Raw genomic sequence first — 14761 nt, 5'->3', positions numbered from 1 at the left:
AGAATAGTCACATCGAGATCTTTGCCATGTCGTTATAGAGCGCGCCGCTTTCCTAATTGGATCAACCAGTCGGATAACAGCCCTTGCCAATCGGTGTCTGAGATGTTAGATGGATCAACAACGAATCGACCAAAGACATCACGATCAGCGAGCGGTCCCACCCTCCGGTCGCATTCGAGCACTACATGAAGCTTGTCTTCGGTCCCGACGAACGTGACCTCCAGCTGGTTCACATTTTGGGAATATGTGTTGCCAGGAGCGAACTCAATCTCTTGATATAGCGGCAGAGTTTGCGGCAGCCCCGGCAGGAGCCCACGCTCCACATGCGAGCGGGCGAACTGAAACCCGAGTTCCTGGACCGCCCGCAGAATGCGCTGTTGCGCCAGCGTTGGCGTGATCTCAATAGGATCGACGTCGCTTCGGTCGACTTCTCGCGCGATTTCCAGCTCGGTGCGCAGGCTGAGCTCCACGCCCGGCATCGACAGCGGTGCCTCCCACGGCACCTCACAGCTAAAGGGCAGCACCAGTCGCTGCCCGGCGCTCAGCGTGAAGTTTTCTGTCACACGGCACCGGTAAAATTCCTGTACGCCGCCGGTTCGCAACGATGTCAGAAGGACAAGAGCGACATATCCCGCTTTGACTTGATGATCCCCACCCGTCAACTCGACTTCACCTTGTAACCTGCCGCCCGGCTGGCAGATGCCGACCGAAAGTTCGGTTCTAACCATCGGTCCGCCTGCGCCAAATGCCTGCATTAGCCGCCTAATCACTGAAATATCCACCCCTGCAAAGCGTCTAGTGCTCACACCCATTTCACACGATGCCCGCCACAGTAATAACAACGACAACGCACAACGGGGAGAGGGCGATGACCTCCATTTTGGACCTTGACGAGATCGACGAGCGCGGCATTGCCTCAGATCTGGTACGGGCGTACCTCAATCTGATTGGCCGCACCAAGCTGCTCACCGCGGAACTGGAAGTCGAACTGGCCCGCCGTGTTGAGGCTGGGCTCATGGCCGAGCACCTCATGGAAAACGGTGCCACCGACCCCGATCTGGCGATCGTGGCACGCGAAGGCAAGGCCGCGAAGGATCACTTGCTGGAGGCCAACCTGCGGCTCGTGGTGAGCATTGCCAAGCGCTACACCGGGCGTGGCATGGCTTTCCTCGACCTGATCCAGGAAGGCAACCTCGGCCTCATCCGCGCCGTCGAGAAATTCGACTACGCCAAGGGCTACAAGTTCTCCACCTACGCCACCTGGTGGATCCGCCAGGCCATCACCCGTGCCATGGCCGACCAGGCGCGCACCATCCGCATCCCGGTGCACATGGTCGAACAGGTCAACCGGATGGTCCGCGTGCGGCGTGACCTCGCGGTGCAGTTGGGCCGCGAGCCCTCGATCGCTCAGGTCGCGACCGCGCTGGGCATTCAGGATTACCAGGTCATCGAGCTCATCTCCTACGACCGTGAACCGGTCAGCCTCGACCAAACCGTTGGCGAAGACGGCGAAAGCTCGCTAGCTGACTTCATCGCCGCGACGCCGCAGCAGGACGCCTTCATCCAGGGCCAGCTGCGCGACGAGGTCGAGATCGTGCTGTCGACCCTGTCGCAGCGAGAGCAGCAGGTCATCCGGCTGCGCTTCGGTTTCGATGACGGCCGCGCCCGCACGCTAGACGAGGTCGGCAAGGAGTTCGGCCTGTCCCGCGAGCGCATCCGCCAGATCGAAAAGACCACACTGCACAAGCTGCGTAACGGCGAGCGGGGCGCCCGCCTCACCGCTTACGCCGCCTAAAGCTTGCGCGGCCCCGAGTCGGGTCGCTCGGCTGGATCGTCCATCTCGCCTTCGGCGTGCAGGACGGTCCAGCCTTTTTCGTGCACCAGAACGGGATTGAGGGTCAGGCTCCGTAACCGGGGGACCTCGTCGGCGAGCTGCCCGGCTTTCGTTAGCAGCTGGGCGAGCGAAGCGAGATCGGCGCCGGCCAGCAGGGCCGCCGCTTTGGGCGCGCGCACGAGACCGGCCGCGTCCAGATCGGACAGTGGGGCGGCCCGCCAGGCTTGGTCGCCAACGAGTTCAGCGACCGGTCCGCCCAAGCCGAATCCCACAACGGGCCCGAAAGCGGGGTCGTCGCGGATTTCCAGCCGGCAGGCCACTCCTGGTGCGGCCATGGGCTGCACGACGACTTCGGGACCGAAGATGGCTTCCAAGTCGCTGTAGGCCTTACGGAGTACCTTCTCGTCGCCGAGATTGAGCCGCACGGCGCCTATGTCAATGCGATGCTGATGCTCCACCGCCTTGATGGCGACGGGATAGCCCAGGCGCTTAGCCGCTGCCGTCACGGCTTTGGCTCCCGAGGCGAGCACGGAAGGCAGCACCGGGATGCCGTAGGCGTCGAGTGCTTCCTCCAAAGTGGACACAGAAGCGTTGACCGGTTCCGGGAACGTTCCGGGCGGCTCACGCAACCAGGCCGCCCGCTTGGCCGCATGCGCCAGTGCCCGAACAGCCTCTTCGATCGTGCTGTCGAGCAGGCTGATGACCACAAACGGCTTGTCCGCTCCTTCAGCCACGTCACGCAGCACTTGCCGATAGGGCTCCAGGATGGCCGCTTCCGTGGCCACGAGCGGTCCGGTGGGCAGGGGCGGGGCGAGGATCACCAGCACGGCGTCGGCGTCCTCACTGTCCAAAGTGGTGCGTGCCGCCGCGGCGAGCTCACTGGCCGAGGCTGCCGGGCCAACGGCACCGGCGCGTCCCACACGCAGCCCTGCCCCGCGCACTCTCGCGCCGGCGAGCGCCGTCAAGGCGAAGGCGTTGCTGACGATGCCGATGCGGTCACCAGCGGGCAGCGGCTGCGTCGCCAGAACACCTGCCGTGTCAAACAGTTCCGAGACCGTTCCCGCTTCGATGACGCCAGATTGCGCCCGCAGCGCGTCGAGGGCCGACCTGTCCAGCGTGGACCCGACTCCTGTCTCGCTTGCTAGCACCAGAATGGGCTTGCGCCGCCCGACTTCCCGGGCGATCCGCGAAAACTTACGTGGGTTTCCAAACGTTTCCAGGTACATCACGATGAGGTCGGTCTCCGGGTCATCGGCCCAGAACTGCAGCAGATCGTTGCCGGACACATCGGCCCGGCGGCCCGCGCTCGCGAACGACGACAACCCGAGCTGGCGCCGGTCTGCTTCAGCGAGCAGTTGCAGCCCAAGGGTTCCCGACTGGCAGAACAGGGCCACCCGTCCCGCGGCGGGCAAGCGTGGCACGAGCGTCGCGTTCAGCTTCGCCACGTGATCGGCGATGCCCAGGCTTCCCGGCCCGATGACCCGCATCCCCAGCACTCTGGCCTGTGCCACGAGTTCCCGTCGCTGTGCGGGATCGAGTTCCGTGATGACCAGCAGTCCGTGCACTCCAGCGGCGCCGGCGTCGGCGACGACCGCACCGAGTCTCGCCGGCGGCACCGCGACAATCGCCAGGTCAACCTGTGCTTGCTCGCCCCTTTGCTCTGCACCTATAGGGGCAGTTTTATGCGGCAGCTCCGCCTCTACAGGTGCAGAGCTAAGGGGTGCGGCGACAGCGTCGCGAAGGGACGTTAGCGGACCACGGGGGTGGACCACGTAAATCGCGCCGGGGAAACCGCCGGAGGTGAGGTGCGACAGGATCGCGGCGCCCACGCCACGGCCAGAGGCGCTCGCTCCGTAAACGGCGACGCTCTGTGGGCGGATCAGCCGGGCCACTGACCGGGCTTCGGTGCGGTGTTCGCGATCCCATTGCACCGCAAGGGAACGTTGCGTTTGAGCGACGGGGAAGACCAAGTGGACGACCCCATCGGCGTAGCGCCTGGTGACTTCATAGCCCGCGTCAGCGAACACCCGCAGCATCGCGTCGTTGGCCGGCAGCACTTCCGCGACGAACCGCTCGATGCCCGCGTCCCGGGCGGCGGCCGCGAGATGTTCCAGCAGAACGGAACCGACGCCGCGGCCCTGATACGCGTCCTCGACGGCGAACGCGACTTCGGCGTCGGGAGCGTCTGGGCCCAGGCGCTCGTAACGCCCGACGCCCACCATGTTTGGCCCGGAAAGGATAACCAGCGCTTCGCGACTGGAATGGTCGACGTTGACGAACCTTTCCAGATCACGAGCGGGAATCCGCGGGTATGGGGAAAAGAAGCGCAGATAACGGGTGCGCTCAGAAAAGCGGCTGTGCATGGCGACGAGCGCGTCCGCGTCCGACGGCTCGATCTGTCGCAAGTGGACCGTGGTGCCATCGGAGAGCAGCACGTCTGCCGCACGGCCTGTCATCGTCAGTCCCGTGCGTCCATGGGATCGAGCCCGTAGTAAGGGAAGACGGCTTGCCGTGTCGCGAGAATCGCCCGGTCGAGCGGATCCTGTGTGACGCCCGGCTGCCATGGCTGGAAGGAAACGTCGGCGTCGTCGGTCATCCGCAGCGGAAAGTCTTCGCCGGGGAAACGCTTCTGTGCCAGCGCCCGCCACGATGGCGGCGTTAGCGTGGCCGGGTCGATCGGATCGCCGGTCACCATGGCGAGCAGATGCGTCCAGGTTCTGGGCACGACATACATCAGGGCGTAGCCGCCGCCCCCGGTCGCCAGCAGCTTCCCGCCACACAGTTCCTCGGAAAGTGCTGACACCGCGAGGGCTCCGGCGCGCTGGCCGTCGACGCTCAGGCGCAGATTGGCCAGCGGGTCGCGCGCGTGCGAATCGGCGCCGGCTTGCAAAACGATCAGCTCGGGACCGAACGCGCGCAGCACACTGGGAACCACGGCGTGGAAAGCCCTTAGCCAGCCCGAGTCCCGGGTGCCCGCGGGCAGGGGCACGTTGACCGCGCTGCCGAGCGCGTCAGGCCCACCGACCTCGGTGGAAAAGCCCGTGCCCGGGAACAGCGAGATCGGGCTCTCGTGCAGGCTGATGGTGAGCACGCGCGGGTCGTTGGCGAAGATCTCCTGCACTCCGTCGCCGTGATGCACGTCAATGTCGATGTACGCGATTCGCTTGGCGCCCTGGGAAAGCAGGTCAGCGATGGCGATCGCCGGATCGTTGTAGACGCAGAAGCCAGCCGCCCGGGCCGGCATCGCGTGGTGCAGGCCGCCGGAGATGTTGACGGCTCGCCTGACCGAGCCCGACCACACGGCGCGCGCGGCTGCCAGCGTCGCCCCGGACACGAGTGCTGACGCCTCGTGCATGTCGTCGAAAACCGGATTGTCAGCGGTGTTGAGGCCGTAGCCCCGGAAGAACGGATCGTCGGGCGCGGCTTTGACGGCCTCGATGTAGTCGGCTCGGTGCACCCGCCCGATCTCCGCATCGGTTGCCAGCGCGGGCTCTTGCACGGTCACGCCGGGCCGGCTGAGCACGCCTAGGTCACGGGCCAGCGCCATCGCCAGCTCGACCCGCACCGGATTGAGTGGATGGTCGCCCAGGTCATAGCTCAGGAGCCGGTCACTCCAAACGACAAGCGAGTTCACGCCTAAGCCTCCCTTTGGCCGGCTTGAGTGCCAGGCGCCCAGCACACCGAGCGCGAACTCATGGCGCGTCCGTCGCGATTGGACGCTGCGGGTCGGTGATCCAGTCACTCCACGAACCGACGTAGAGGGCGGCTTCTTTGCCTTGCTCGTGCAGCCGCAAGACCGTCCTGGCGGCCGTGATGCCGGAACCGCAGTAAGCGCCGAGCGGGACGCCATCGGGCAGCTCGATCTGCGCACCGTCGGGATAGTTGATGGCGCCCGGGATGTGCCCGGCGACAGGATCGATCGGCTCCATCTCGCCGCGGTATCGCTCAGGAGCCCTCACGTCGAGCAAAATCCCGGTCGCGGCCAGTTCCTGCGCGCCGTCCGCGTCGATCATCGGCATATTGCCCGGGCGGACCATGAAGTCACCTGGCTTGATCACAGGCGCGGACTGCTCCACATCGAACGTCCATGCTGGAAAGCCACCGTCGAGCACGTAAACCGTGGGATGCCCGGCCCAGCGCAACAGCCACCACGCCCGAGCCGCGGCCATGCCGTCGCCGTGGTCGTAGACAACAACCGGCTGTGTGCCGGTGACACCTGCTTCGCGCAGTCCGTCTTGCAACGCCTCCACCGAGGGCATCGGGTGGCGGCCACCCTTGCCGGGCGGGCCGGAGAACACCGCTTCTAAGTCGACGAAGACCGCTCCGGGGACGTGGCCACGCTCGTAATCTGGCCGTCCAGACCCCTGTTGCAGGGTCCAGCGCACGTCAAGCACGCTCACGCGGCCGAGCATTGTCCGAAGGGCGTCAGGCGAGATCAGCGACTTGGGCACAGCCCCAACAATAGAATGAGCGCGTGCTGGCTATCCGTGCGGCTCGGCTTTTTGATGGCGTCTCGGCTGCTCCTGTTGAGCAGCCCGTCGTTCTGATCGACTCTGGGAAGATCGTTTCGATTCAGGCGAGCGGGCCGGCACCAGAGGGTGCTGAGGTTATCGATCTGGGTGAGGCTCACCTAGTACCAGGAATGATCGATGCTCATCTGCATTTATGTTTTGACGCCAGTTTCGATCCCGTTGGCGCGCTCGCGGCCCGGTCCGACGATGAAGCGCTGGCGCAAATGCGGGAGGCGGCACGGTCCGCACTCTTGGCTGGCATCACGACGGTCCGTGACTTAGGCGACCGCGATTACCTGGCTATCCGTCTTCGCGACGAGCACGACGACCTGCCGACGATTCTCGCGGCTGGGCCGCCGCTCACCTCCCCGAAGGGGCACTGCTGGTTTCTTGGCGGGGAAACCGAAGGCGTGCAAGGGATCCGGGCTGCTGTTCAGGAGCGCGCGGCACGCGGGGCCGATGTCATCAAGGTCATGGCGACCGGCGGCGAACTGACCGAGGGCACCTACCCGCATTTGCCACAGTTCTCCCTGGAGGAGCTGAAGGCGGCCGCGGACGAGGCACACCGGCTCGGGCTGCCGATCACGGCACACGCGCACGGCGTTCCTGGCATCGTGAACGCGATTGACGCCGGGTTCGACTCCATTGAGCACTGTTCGTTCATGACCGAGGACAGTGCCGAGGCCGATCCGGTGCTGCTCGCCAAACTGGCCGCCTCGCCGACCGTGGTCTCGGCGACTCTCGGGCACATTCCGGTGCCGGGCCTCGATCCACCGCCACGCATCAAGATGCTGCTGGCGAAACTGACCGAGATCTTCCAAGCTGCCGCTGAAGCTCGCGTCAAGATGATCGTCAGCAGCGACGCGGGAATCGCTCCGGTGAAACCGCACAACGCCTTGGCATATAGCGCACTGCACTTCACCGAGTTGGGCCGCACCAACCTCGAAGCGCTGATCGGGGTGACCTCCGGCGCGGCAGACCTGTGCCGCGTCGGCGACCGCAAAGGCCGGCTCGCTCCCGGCTACGACGCTGACATCCTTGCGGTGCAAGGCGATCCGCTCGTCGACATCACCGCGCTGCGCAACGTGGTGGCCGTGTTCAAGGACGGGCGGCTAGTCCACAACCAGTGACAGCACTTCCCTGGCACAGCCCCAGGAAAGCGTGACTCCACTGCCGCCGTGCCCGTAGTTGTGGATGATCGTCCGTCCGTCCACGGTGGACTTCTCCACACGTACGCTCGGGCGAACCGGCCGCACGCCCACACGCTGCTCGACCACCTGTGCCCCGGCCAGCTTCGGCTCGATCGCCGCACACCGCGCCAGAATGCCCGCGGTAATCTCCGGATCAGGCGACAGATTCCCTTGGTACGCAACGGCACTGCCCCCGAGCGCGACAGTGTCCCCATGCGGCATGAAATAGGTCAGCTCGCTCCACTCACTCGCGTCTTCGAGGAAGAACGACTCGATGCCCGGGTTTTCCACCACCACAAGCTGCCCTTGAATTCCTTCAACCCCTTCATCTGGTACTAGGGACCGCGCGCCCACGCCAGAACAGTTGACGATCGTTTCAGCGGCGACACTGCCGAGACTGTCCACGGTGGACAGCTCGACGTGAACGCCCGCTTGTCTGAGCCGAGAGGCGAGATAGCCAAGGTAGGCCGGCATGTGCGTGACCGGCATGGTGTAACGCCAGCCCACCGCGAACCCCTCGGGCAGTCCTGTTTCGTCGGCCCGGAAGTCACGCACCACGCCCGCCCAGCGCGGCTCGGGCACCATGACCCGGTGCGCTTCCAGCCCGCTCCGCATGCGGATGCCCGATTCTTCTAACCCAGACAGCCGCTCCAGTTCCCGGAAAGTCTCCCCGCCCCAGCGCAGCGGACGGTCGTCGTGCTCGTCCACAAGGTAGATGCTCCAGGCGGCGCCAGCGGCCCGCGAAAGGGTGTGCCGCGGCTCGTCCTTTGACACCACTCGCACCGGCAGCCCCGCCTCGGCGAGGCAGATCGCCGTCGTTAGACCCGTGACACCCGCACCGATGACGACAATGGGATCCCTTGGCATCACTACACCCTAGTCACGGAACCTATGGCGTGACGATGGCGAAGTTTGGATCTGGATCGTCCATGAATGACATGAGTTTACTGAGCACACCCGAATCGCCATGGACGTCGATGCCCTCCAGTCCTTTGCCGCCCATCACACCGAGCAGCTGTGGCTTAGTGAGCGTCAGCGTGAGATCGGCACCGTTGGACCCGGGATCGGGAATCGCGTCCTTCCAGTGGCTCAAGGCACCGTTGGACAGCTGCATGCGGTGGTGTTCCTTGAGATCGGTGAAATCCCAGTCGATCGTGAGCCGCTCGCCACCCGCGCGCAGCCCGTCGACCCGGATCGCGATCGTGTCAAAGAGCTGTTCCACGGACAGTGCCGCGGCCATGCCCGTCCCCGCGTCCAGAGCGGTCTTCTTGATCCCGTGCCGCAGTTCCTGTGCACCGGTCAGATAGAAGTTGCGCCACGTGCTGTTCTCCGAACCGATCCCGAGCCGCTCGTAAGCCTGGGCCAGCAGCTCTTTAGCCTCTTGGTTTTCCGGCTCGGCGAACACGGCATGCTGCAGCAACTGCGCCGCGAAGCGCAGGTCGTCTGCCTCGAGATAGCCGCGTGCCTTTTCCATGAGCCCGGTGACGCCTCCGAAACACTCGGCATAGCGCTTGGCCGATTCGACCGGCGGGTGCTGCCACAGGCTGCTCGGGTTGCCGTCGTACCAGCCCAGGTAACGCTGATAGATGGCCTTGACGTTGTGCGACACCGAGCCGTAGTAACCACGGGCGTGCCAGGCGCCATCGAGTCCGGGTGGCAGCTCCATCATTTCCGCGATCTCGGGGCCGGTGTGGCCCTGGTTCAGCAGCCGCAACGTCTGATCGTGCAGATAGGCGTAGAGATCGCGTTGTTCGGTCAGGAACCGCACGACCTCATCGCGACCCCACGTCGGCCAGTGGTGCGAGGCGAAGGCGACCTCGGCCTGATCGCTGAACAACATCATCGCCTCGTTGAGGTAACGCGACCAGATGCGCGCGTCACGCACGAGAGCACCACGCAACGTCAGGACATTGTGGAGGTTGTGAGTCGCGTTCTCCGCTAGGCACAGGGCACGGTGATCAGGAAATAGGAAGTTCATCTCCGCCGGCGCTTCGGTCCCTGGCGTGAGCTGGAAAACGATCCGGACCCCATCGATCGTCTCTTCCTGCCCGGTGTGCGTGATGTCGATAGTGGGCGGGAACAGCGAGATCGTTCCCTCGGAAGTCCCGAGTCCGAGTCCTGCCCCGACTCTGCCCTCCGGGCCGGGGTCGAGATTCGCGCCGTACATGTAAACGGCCCGCCGCGTCATCGCGGTTCCGGCGTAGACGTTCTCGGATACGGCGTGTTCCATGAAGCCGGCCGGGGCGATGATCGGCACGCTCCCGTCGGTGACCCCGGCGACGCCGCCGAAGTGATCCGCGTGCGAATGGGTATAGATGACCGCCGTTACGGGCCGCTCACCCCGATGCGCCCGGTAGAGGCCCAGCGCGGCGGCCGCGGTCTCGACACTGATCAATGGATCGATGACAATCACTCCCGTGTCGCCTTCGACCACCGTCATGTTCGACAGGTCGAGCCCGCGGACCTGGTAAATCCCCTCGGTGACGGCGAAGAGGCCCTGCTTCGCGCAGAGCTGGCCCTGTCGCCAAAGGCTGGGATTCACCGTGTCCGGGCACTCGCCTTCGAGGAAGGTATAGGCCCCGGTGTCCCAAACGCGCTTGCCCGACGCGGTCTTGATGACCTGCGCGGGAAGGGCGGCTACGAACCCACGGTCAGCGTTGTCAAAGTCGGTTCGGTCGTGCCAAGAAAGATCCCCCATAACCCGCACCCTAGGCTTCTCCGCTGGTCCGTGAGGTGTCTTTGGCCACACGGAGGACATGGCAGGGCAGCCCAGATGGGCACGACAACGTTTGTCGGATGGACACCATAGAATTGCAGCCAGCCGCGTGAGAGGGACCTGCCGCAATGTCACATGATCTCATCGATACCACCGAGATGTATTTGCGCACCATCCTTGAGCTCGAGGAGGAGGGTGTCCCACCGCTGCGAGCCCGAATCGCCGAGCGGCTGCACCAGAGTGGCCCGACGGTCAGCCAGACCGTCGCCCGCATGGAGCGTGACGGCCTGGTCACGGTTGTCGAAACAGACCGCCATCTGGCACTCACCGAGGACGGCCGCGCCCATGCGGTCGCCGTGATGCGCAAGCACCGGCTCGCCGAGCTGCTTTTGGTCAACGTCATTGGCATGCCCTACGAGGAAGCCCATGAAGAGGCCTGCCGCTGGGAGCACGTCATGAGCGACGCTGTCGAAAAGCGGGTTTATGAGCTGCTTAACCGTCCCACCCGGTCTCCTTATGGCAACCCGATTCCCGGCCTCGACGCCATCGACAAGGGTGCACGGGAAGCACAAGAGTCGCCGTCCGAGCGCAACCTGGCTTTCCCCGGCCTCACCGGATCAGTCGTCGTGCGCCGCATTTGCGAGAGTGTCCAAACCGACTCCGAGGTGCTGCGCCAGCTGCACGCCGCGGGCATCGACCCGGGCGTCACCGTAAACGTGGCACAGGAACGCGACGGTGTCCGGGTCGACCTCGGCCAGGACCAGATCCGCCTCCCCCGTGAGGTGGCTTCCCGGGTGTTCGTGACGACCCGCTAACGCAACGCATTCCAAAGCCCGGGGCGGATGATCCGTCCCGGGCTTTTGTTTGCCGTGCTACAAGCGGCGTTCGATCTGCCCACGCAAGGACGCGAAGTCGGCCTTCAGGACGCTGACCTCTTTGAAATACAGCACGAAGATCCCGATGCTGCCGCTGTCAGCCCAGCCGCAGATCGCCGTCGAGCGAGGATCGCCAGCCAGTTTCGCGCACTTGGCTTTGCCGCCCAGCGGACCCGGCTCGATGGGCGCGTGCTCGCTCAAGTTGGTGGGGTTCGCTGAGATCGACTTGAACACCTCGTCTAGCTTGGCCTGCGGGTCGGCCACCGGAACGCTATAGGCCAGCACCAGCAACACATCTTCGGACTTCAGGTTGCCGTAAGACGACGAAACAACGTTGGTGCTCTGCGGAACAACCTTGTCCATTCGGACCCGGACACCGTCCAGCGTGCTCTGGATCGTGACGTCACTGAACTTCTTGCGGGTTCCCATGCTTTCCGGGGTGGAAACGACTATCTGGCCCGCTGCCGGGTTCGCGTTCGTGCTCGGCTTGACCGCCTTGTCGTACAACAGGTAGCCGCCGACACTCGCCGCCACGCAAACCACCAGCACGATGACCATCGATGCCCAGAGGAAGCCCAGCTTGCGCTTGACCGGCGGCTGGACCGGGAGCTGGGGTTGCGCTGCCGCTGCCGGTGGTTGCGGCACGGCCGGCTGTTGCTGCGGCTGTGCGTATTGCTGCTGCACGGGCTGCTGGGGTTGCCCCGCCGGGAAATGCTGTTGCCCAGGCGCGATCGGCAAACCATAGGCGTCGTATTGCTGCGCCTGGCCCTGTCCGGGAACCTGTTGCGCCGCAGCGTATTGCGCCTGTAGAGCCGCCTGCTGCTGCGCGGCATACTGCTGTTGCTGCGCGGTGTATTGCTGTTGCTGCGCGGTGTATTGCTGCGAGGGCACGGCCTCGGATGTTGGTTGCGCGTATTGCTGCTGCGGGTATTGCTGACCGGTCGCGGTGTGATCCTGCTGCGCTGCCGGTTGTCCGTAGTGCTGCTGCGCGGAAGCGGCCTGCTGCTGCGCCTGTTGCTGCGCCGAAGCGGCCTGCTGCGGGTATTGCTGGCCGGCCTGCTGCGGGTATTGCTGGCCGGCCTGATGCGCGGCGGGTTGCGCGTAAAGCTGCTGCGCGGCGGGCTGCCCGTAGCGCTGCGCCTGCTGCTGTGCCGAAGCGGCCTGCTGCTGCGGGTATTGCTGACCGGTCGCGGTGTGGTCTTGCTGCGCGGCGGGCTGCCCGTAGCGCTGCGCCTGCTGCTGTGCCGAAGCGGCCTGCTGCTGCGGGTATTGCTGACCGGTCGCGGTGTGGTCTTGCTGCGCGGCGGGCTGCCCGTAGCGCTGCGCCTGCTGCTGTGCCGAAGCGGCCTGCTGCTGCGGGTATTGCTGACCGGTCGCGGTGTGGTCTTGCTGCGCGGCGGGTTGCCCGTAGTGCTGTGCTGCGGGCTGGGCGTATTGCTGCTGGGCGTATTGCTGCGGTTGCGCGTAGGGCTGCGCCGGGGATGTTGGCTGCGCGTAATGCTGCTGAGCGGGAGCGGCGTGCTGTTGCGGGTATTGCTGGCCGGTTGCGGAGTAGTCCTGCTGCACGGCTGGTTGCGCGTAATGCTGCGCTGCGGGCTGAGAGTATTGCTGTCCTGTCGGCTGGGCGTATTGCTGAGCAGCCGGTTGGGCGTAGTGCTGCTGGGACGGCACTGCGGGGGAAGTCGGCTGGGCCGGTGGGGCGTAATACTGCTCCGCGGAAGTGGGTGCCACTGGCGGCTGGTATGGCGTGAAGCCAGGCTGCTGCTGGGCAGGGCCGGACGGTGGCGCCGCGAGCTCCGGATCCAGGTATGCCGGATAGCCGCCAGGCGGTTCGTATGAAGGGTGTGCCATCTGTCCTCCTCAGGTCCCAGAGACGAAACCTACCAACGCTTGCAAAACGCGGCTGTCCGGGTTACGTGAGAGCAGCTCAACGCGGTGCACGAGACGGGGCATCGTCAAAGGAACCGCGACTCCGGCGGCTAGGGCTAGGGGCAGCACGGCGAGCCCGTGCCCGGCGGACGCTAGGGATAGGACAGTGCGCACATCAAGTCCCGTGTACCGAATCGAGGTGCGCAACGGGTGTGCGGCACCCATCGCGGAACGGATGTCGCTCAGCGGAATGGCCGCGTCCGGGGCGTCGAGCCAGACGGCTGTGTTCAGGTCACTGAGCCGCAACGAAGAGCGGCCAGCCAGCGGGTGAGCCGAAGGCAGCACAACGCCGAGCGGGGATTCTGCTTTGGACAGCGGCGACCGGTGCAACGGTCCCGTGTCGGGCAGCCGCAGCGGGTCGCTCGGTGCGGCCATGCCAGCGACGAAACCGGCGTCGAACTGACCGCTCGCGACGCCTAAGGCGACTTCTGTGAGCGTGCCGCCGGTCAGCGAAACGCCGCCTGGAAGCGAGGCCGCAAGCACCGGCAGGAGGGCCAGTGAAGTGGCGCCGAGGTGCAAGGGAACGGACCGCGTGACCGTCTTGACCACGTCGGCCCGGGCCGCTTCGAGGCGAAGCAAGATGGGTCCGGCGTGCTCCAGCAGGCGAAGGCCAGCATCGGTCGGGCCGACCGGGCGCCGGTGCAGCAACGCCGTTCCCAGCTGCGCTTCGAGAGCCGCGATGTGCTGGGAGACGGCCGATTGCGTGTACCCCAGCTGAAGCGCCGCGGCCGAAAATGACCCGTGCTCGGCCACGCAAACGAAGGTCTTGAGGAGGTGAGGGTCCACCGCATTAGTGTTGCTTATCAGTCAACCGCAAATCATCGTTGGCGCTTAAGTTCGCAGGCAGGCCATGATGAGCCCATGCCTCGTACACCCCGGATCGCGTTAGTCGGCGACAGGTCCCCCAATGTGCAATCGCATCAACGGCTTCCCGTCGTGCTCGAAGCCTTGGCCGAGCAGGACCAGCTGCTCGTGGACGCCTATTGGATCCACAGCTCTGAAGTGGGCGACCTGACCGGCTTCGACGGCGTCTGGCTGCTGCCCGGCAGTCCCTACGCCAGTGAAGTGGGCGCTCTCAACGCGGTCACCCAGGCACGCGAGTCGGGCATCCCGTTCCTGGGCACGTGCGGTGGCTTCCAGCACGCCCTGCTCGAATTCGCCCGCAACGTCTGCGGCCTGAGCCAGACCCACCATGGCGAGTCGTCTCCGGATGGCGAGGAGCTACTGATCGTTCCGCTCGCCTGTTCGCTTGCGGGGCACCAGGGCATTGTCCACATTGGAGCGAACACACGAGCCGAGAAGTTGCTCGGCGGCACACAGACGTTTGAGCGCTATTTCTGCGGCTACGGACTTAATAACGCTTACCTGAGTACCCTCAGGGCAAAGGGTTTGATCTTTACTGGGCATGATGGCGAAGGCGACGTCCGGATCGCCGAGTTGCCCAGCCACCCGTTCTTCTTGGCGACCCTGTTCCAGCCGGAGCTGGCCGACGGCCCGCGCGCTCACCCGTTCATTCGGGCCTTCGCCGCCGCTGCCGCAAATAACGCCACAACAAAATCACAGCCGGTACTTGGCTGAGCCCATACAAGACGTGAAAGCCGTAGTGATACCAGGTCTGCGCCGGGTCGAACGGCCAGATCGATAGCGGCAGCACGCTAAGGACGCCCCCGCCCGCAAGGTTGAGCCCGGCCCAGGACAACACCATC

Annotated in this window: 12 protein-coding genes; 4 read left to right on the top strand and 8 right to left on the bottom strand. The window is 65.2% G+C overall.

Annotated features, from left to right (window positions below; translation table 11 throughout):
- Positions 1–32 precede the first annotated feature (32 nt).
- Positions 33–782: a sporulation protein gene (locus A3E1_RS0125060; RefSeq protein WP_245571359.1), complete on the bottom strand. Its 750-nt coding sequence runs from the start codon at positions 780–782 to the stop codon at positions 33–35.
- Positions 783–868: 86 nt separating this feature from the next.
- Between A3E1_RS0125060 and sigB the strand changes: the two genes are divergently transcribed.
- The gene (gene sigB, locus A3E1_RS0125055) at positions 869–1795 is read left to right on the top strand and encodes an RNA polymerase sigma factor SigB (protein ID WP_020523540.1); all 927 of its coding nucleotides are present in this window, start codon (positions 869–871) and stop codon (positions 1793–1795) included.
- On the opposite strand, the gene A3E1_RS0125050 is transcribed toward sigB, so the two are convergent.
- The 3 genes from A3E1_RS0125050 to A3E1_RS0125040 are packed head-to-tail and all read right to left on the bottom strand — an operon-like array spanning position 1792 to position 6285.
- A complete protein-coding gene (locus A3E1_RS0125050; RefSeq protein WP_020523539.1) occupies positions 1792–4290 on the bottom strand; it encodes a GNAT family N-acetyltransferase in 2499 nt (832 codons plus the stop codon). The two genes, sigB and A3E1_RS0125050, sit on opposite strands and share 4 nt — an antisense overlap.
- Positions 4291–4292: 2 nt before the next feature.
- Positions 4293–5468, bottom strand: coding sequence for an acetoin utilization protein AcuC (locus A3E1_RS0125045; RefSeq protein ID WP_020523538.1), 1176 nt, complete (start codon positions 5466–5468; stop codon positions 4293–4295).
- 58 nt (positions 5469–5526) lie between these two features.
- Positions 5527–6285 (bottom strand): sulfurtransferase, encoded by a 759-nt coding sequence (locus A3E1_RS0125040; RefSeq protein WP_040391623.1) that lies wholly within the window; start codon positions 6283–6285, stop codon positions 5527–5529.
- A 23-nt stretch (positions 6286–6308) separates the two neighbouring features.
- On the opposite strand from A3E1_RS0125040, the gene A3E1_RS0125035 reads away from it, so the two are divergent.
- Positions 6309–7475, top strand: a complete 1167-nt coding sequence (locus A3E1_RS0125035) for an amidohydrolase family protein (RefSeq protein WP_020523536.1) — start codon at positions 6309–6311, stop codon at positions 7473–7475.
- Here A3E1_RS0125035 and A3E1_RS0125030 read toward each other — a convergent pair.
- Together A3E1_RS0125030 and A3E1_RS0125025 are read right to left on the bottom strand one after the other, a co-directional pair.
- Complete coding sequence (locus A3E1_RS0125030) at positions 7458–8402, bottom strand: FAD-dependent oxidoreductase (protein WP_020523535.1); 945 nt, start codon at positions 8400–8402, stop codon at positions 7458–7460. The genes A3E1_RS0125035 and A3E1_RS0125030 overlap by 18 nt on opposite strands.
- Before the next feature lie 22 nt (positions 8403–8424).
- Positions 8425–10233: an alkyl/aryl-sulfatase gene (locus A3E1_RS0125025; RefSeq protein ID WP_020523534.1), complete on the bottom strand. Its 1809-nt coding sequence runs from the start codon at positions 10231–10233 to the stop codon at positions 8425–8427.
- A gap of 146 nt (positions 10234–10379) precedes the next feature.
- On the opposite strand from A3E1_RS0125025, the gene A3E1_RS0125020 reads away from it, so the two are divergent.
- Positions 10380–11066 (top strand): metal-dependent transcriptional regulator, encoded by a 687-nt coding sequence (locus A3E1_RS0125020; RefSeq protein ID WP_020523533.1) that lies wholly within the window; start codon positions 10380–10382, stop codon positions 11064–11066.
- Between the two features lie 57 nt (positions 11067–11123).
- On the opposite strand, the gene A3E1_RS45045 is transcribed toward A3E1_RS0125020, so the two are convergent.
- Positions 11124–12977: a hypothetical protein gene (locus A3E1_RS45045; protein ID WP_020523532.1), complete on the bottom strand. Its 1854-nt coding sequence runs from the start codon at positions 12975–12977 to the stop codon at positions 11124–11126.
- A gap of 9 nt (positions 12978–12986) precedes the next feature.
- The gene (locus A3E1_RS0125010) at positions 12987–13841 is read right to left on the bottom strand and encodes a LysR family transcriptional regulator (RefSeq protein ID WP_020523531.1); all 855 of its coding nucleotides are present in this window, start codon (positions 13839–13841) and stop codon (positions 12987–12989) included.
- Positions 13842–13916: 75 nt separating this feature from the next.
- Here A3E1_RS0125010 and A3E1_RS0125005 point away from each other — a divergent pair, with 75 nt between their 5' ends.
- Positions 13917–14633 (top strand): CTP synthase C-terminal region-related (seleno)protein, encoded by a 717-nt coding sequence (locus A3E1_RS0125005; protein ID WP_040391621.1) that lies wholly within the window; start codon positions 13917–13919, stop codon positions 14631–14633.
- Positions 14634–14761 lie beyond the last annotated feature (128 nt).

Source organism: Catelliglobosispora koreensis DSM 44566, assembly GCF_000379685.1.
GTDB classification, from domain to species: Bacteria; Actinomycetota; Actinomycetes; order Mycobacteriales; family Micromonosporaceae; genus Catelliglobosispora; species Catelliglobosispora koreensis.
Note: the sequence above shows the minus strand (reverse complement) of the source record. Positions and strands in the feature narration are given on the sequence as shown.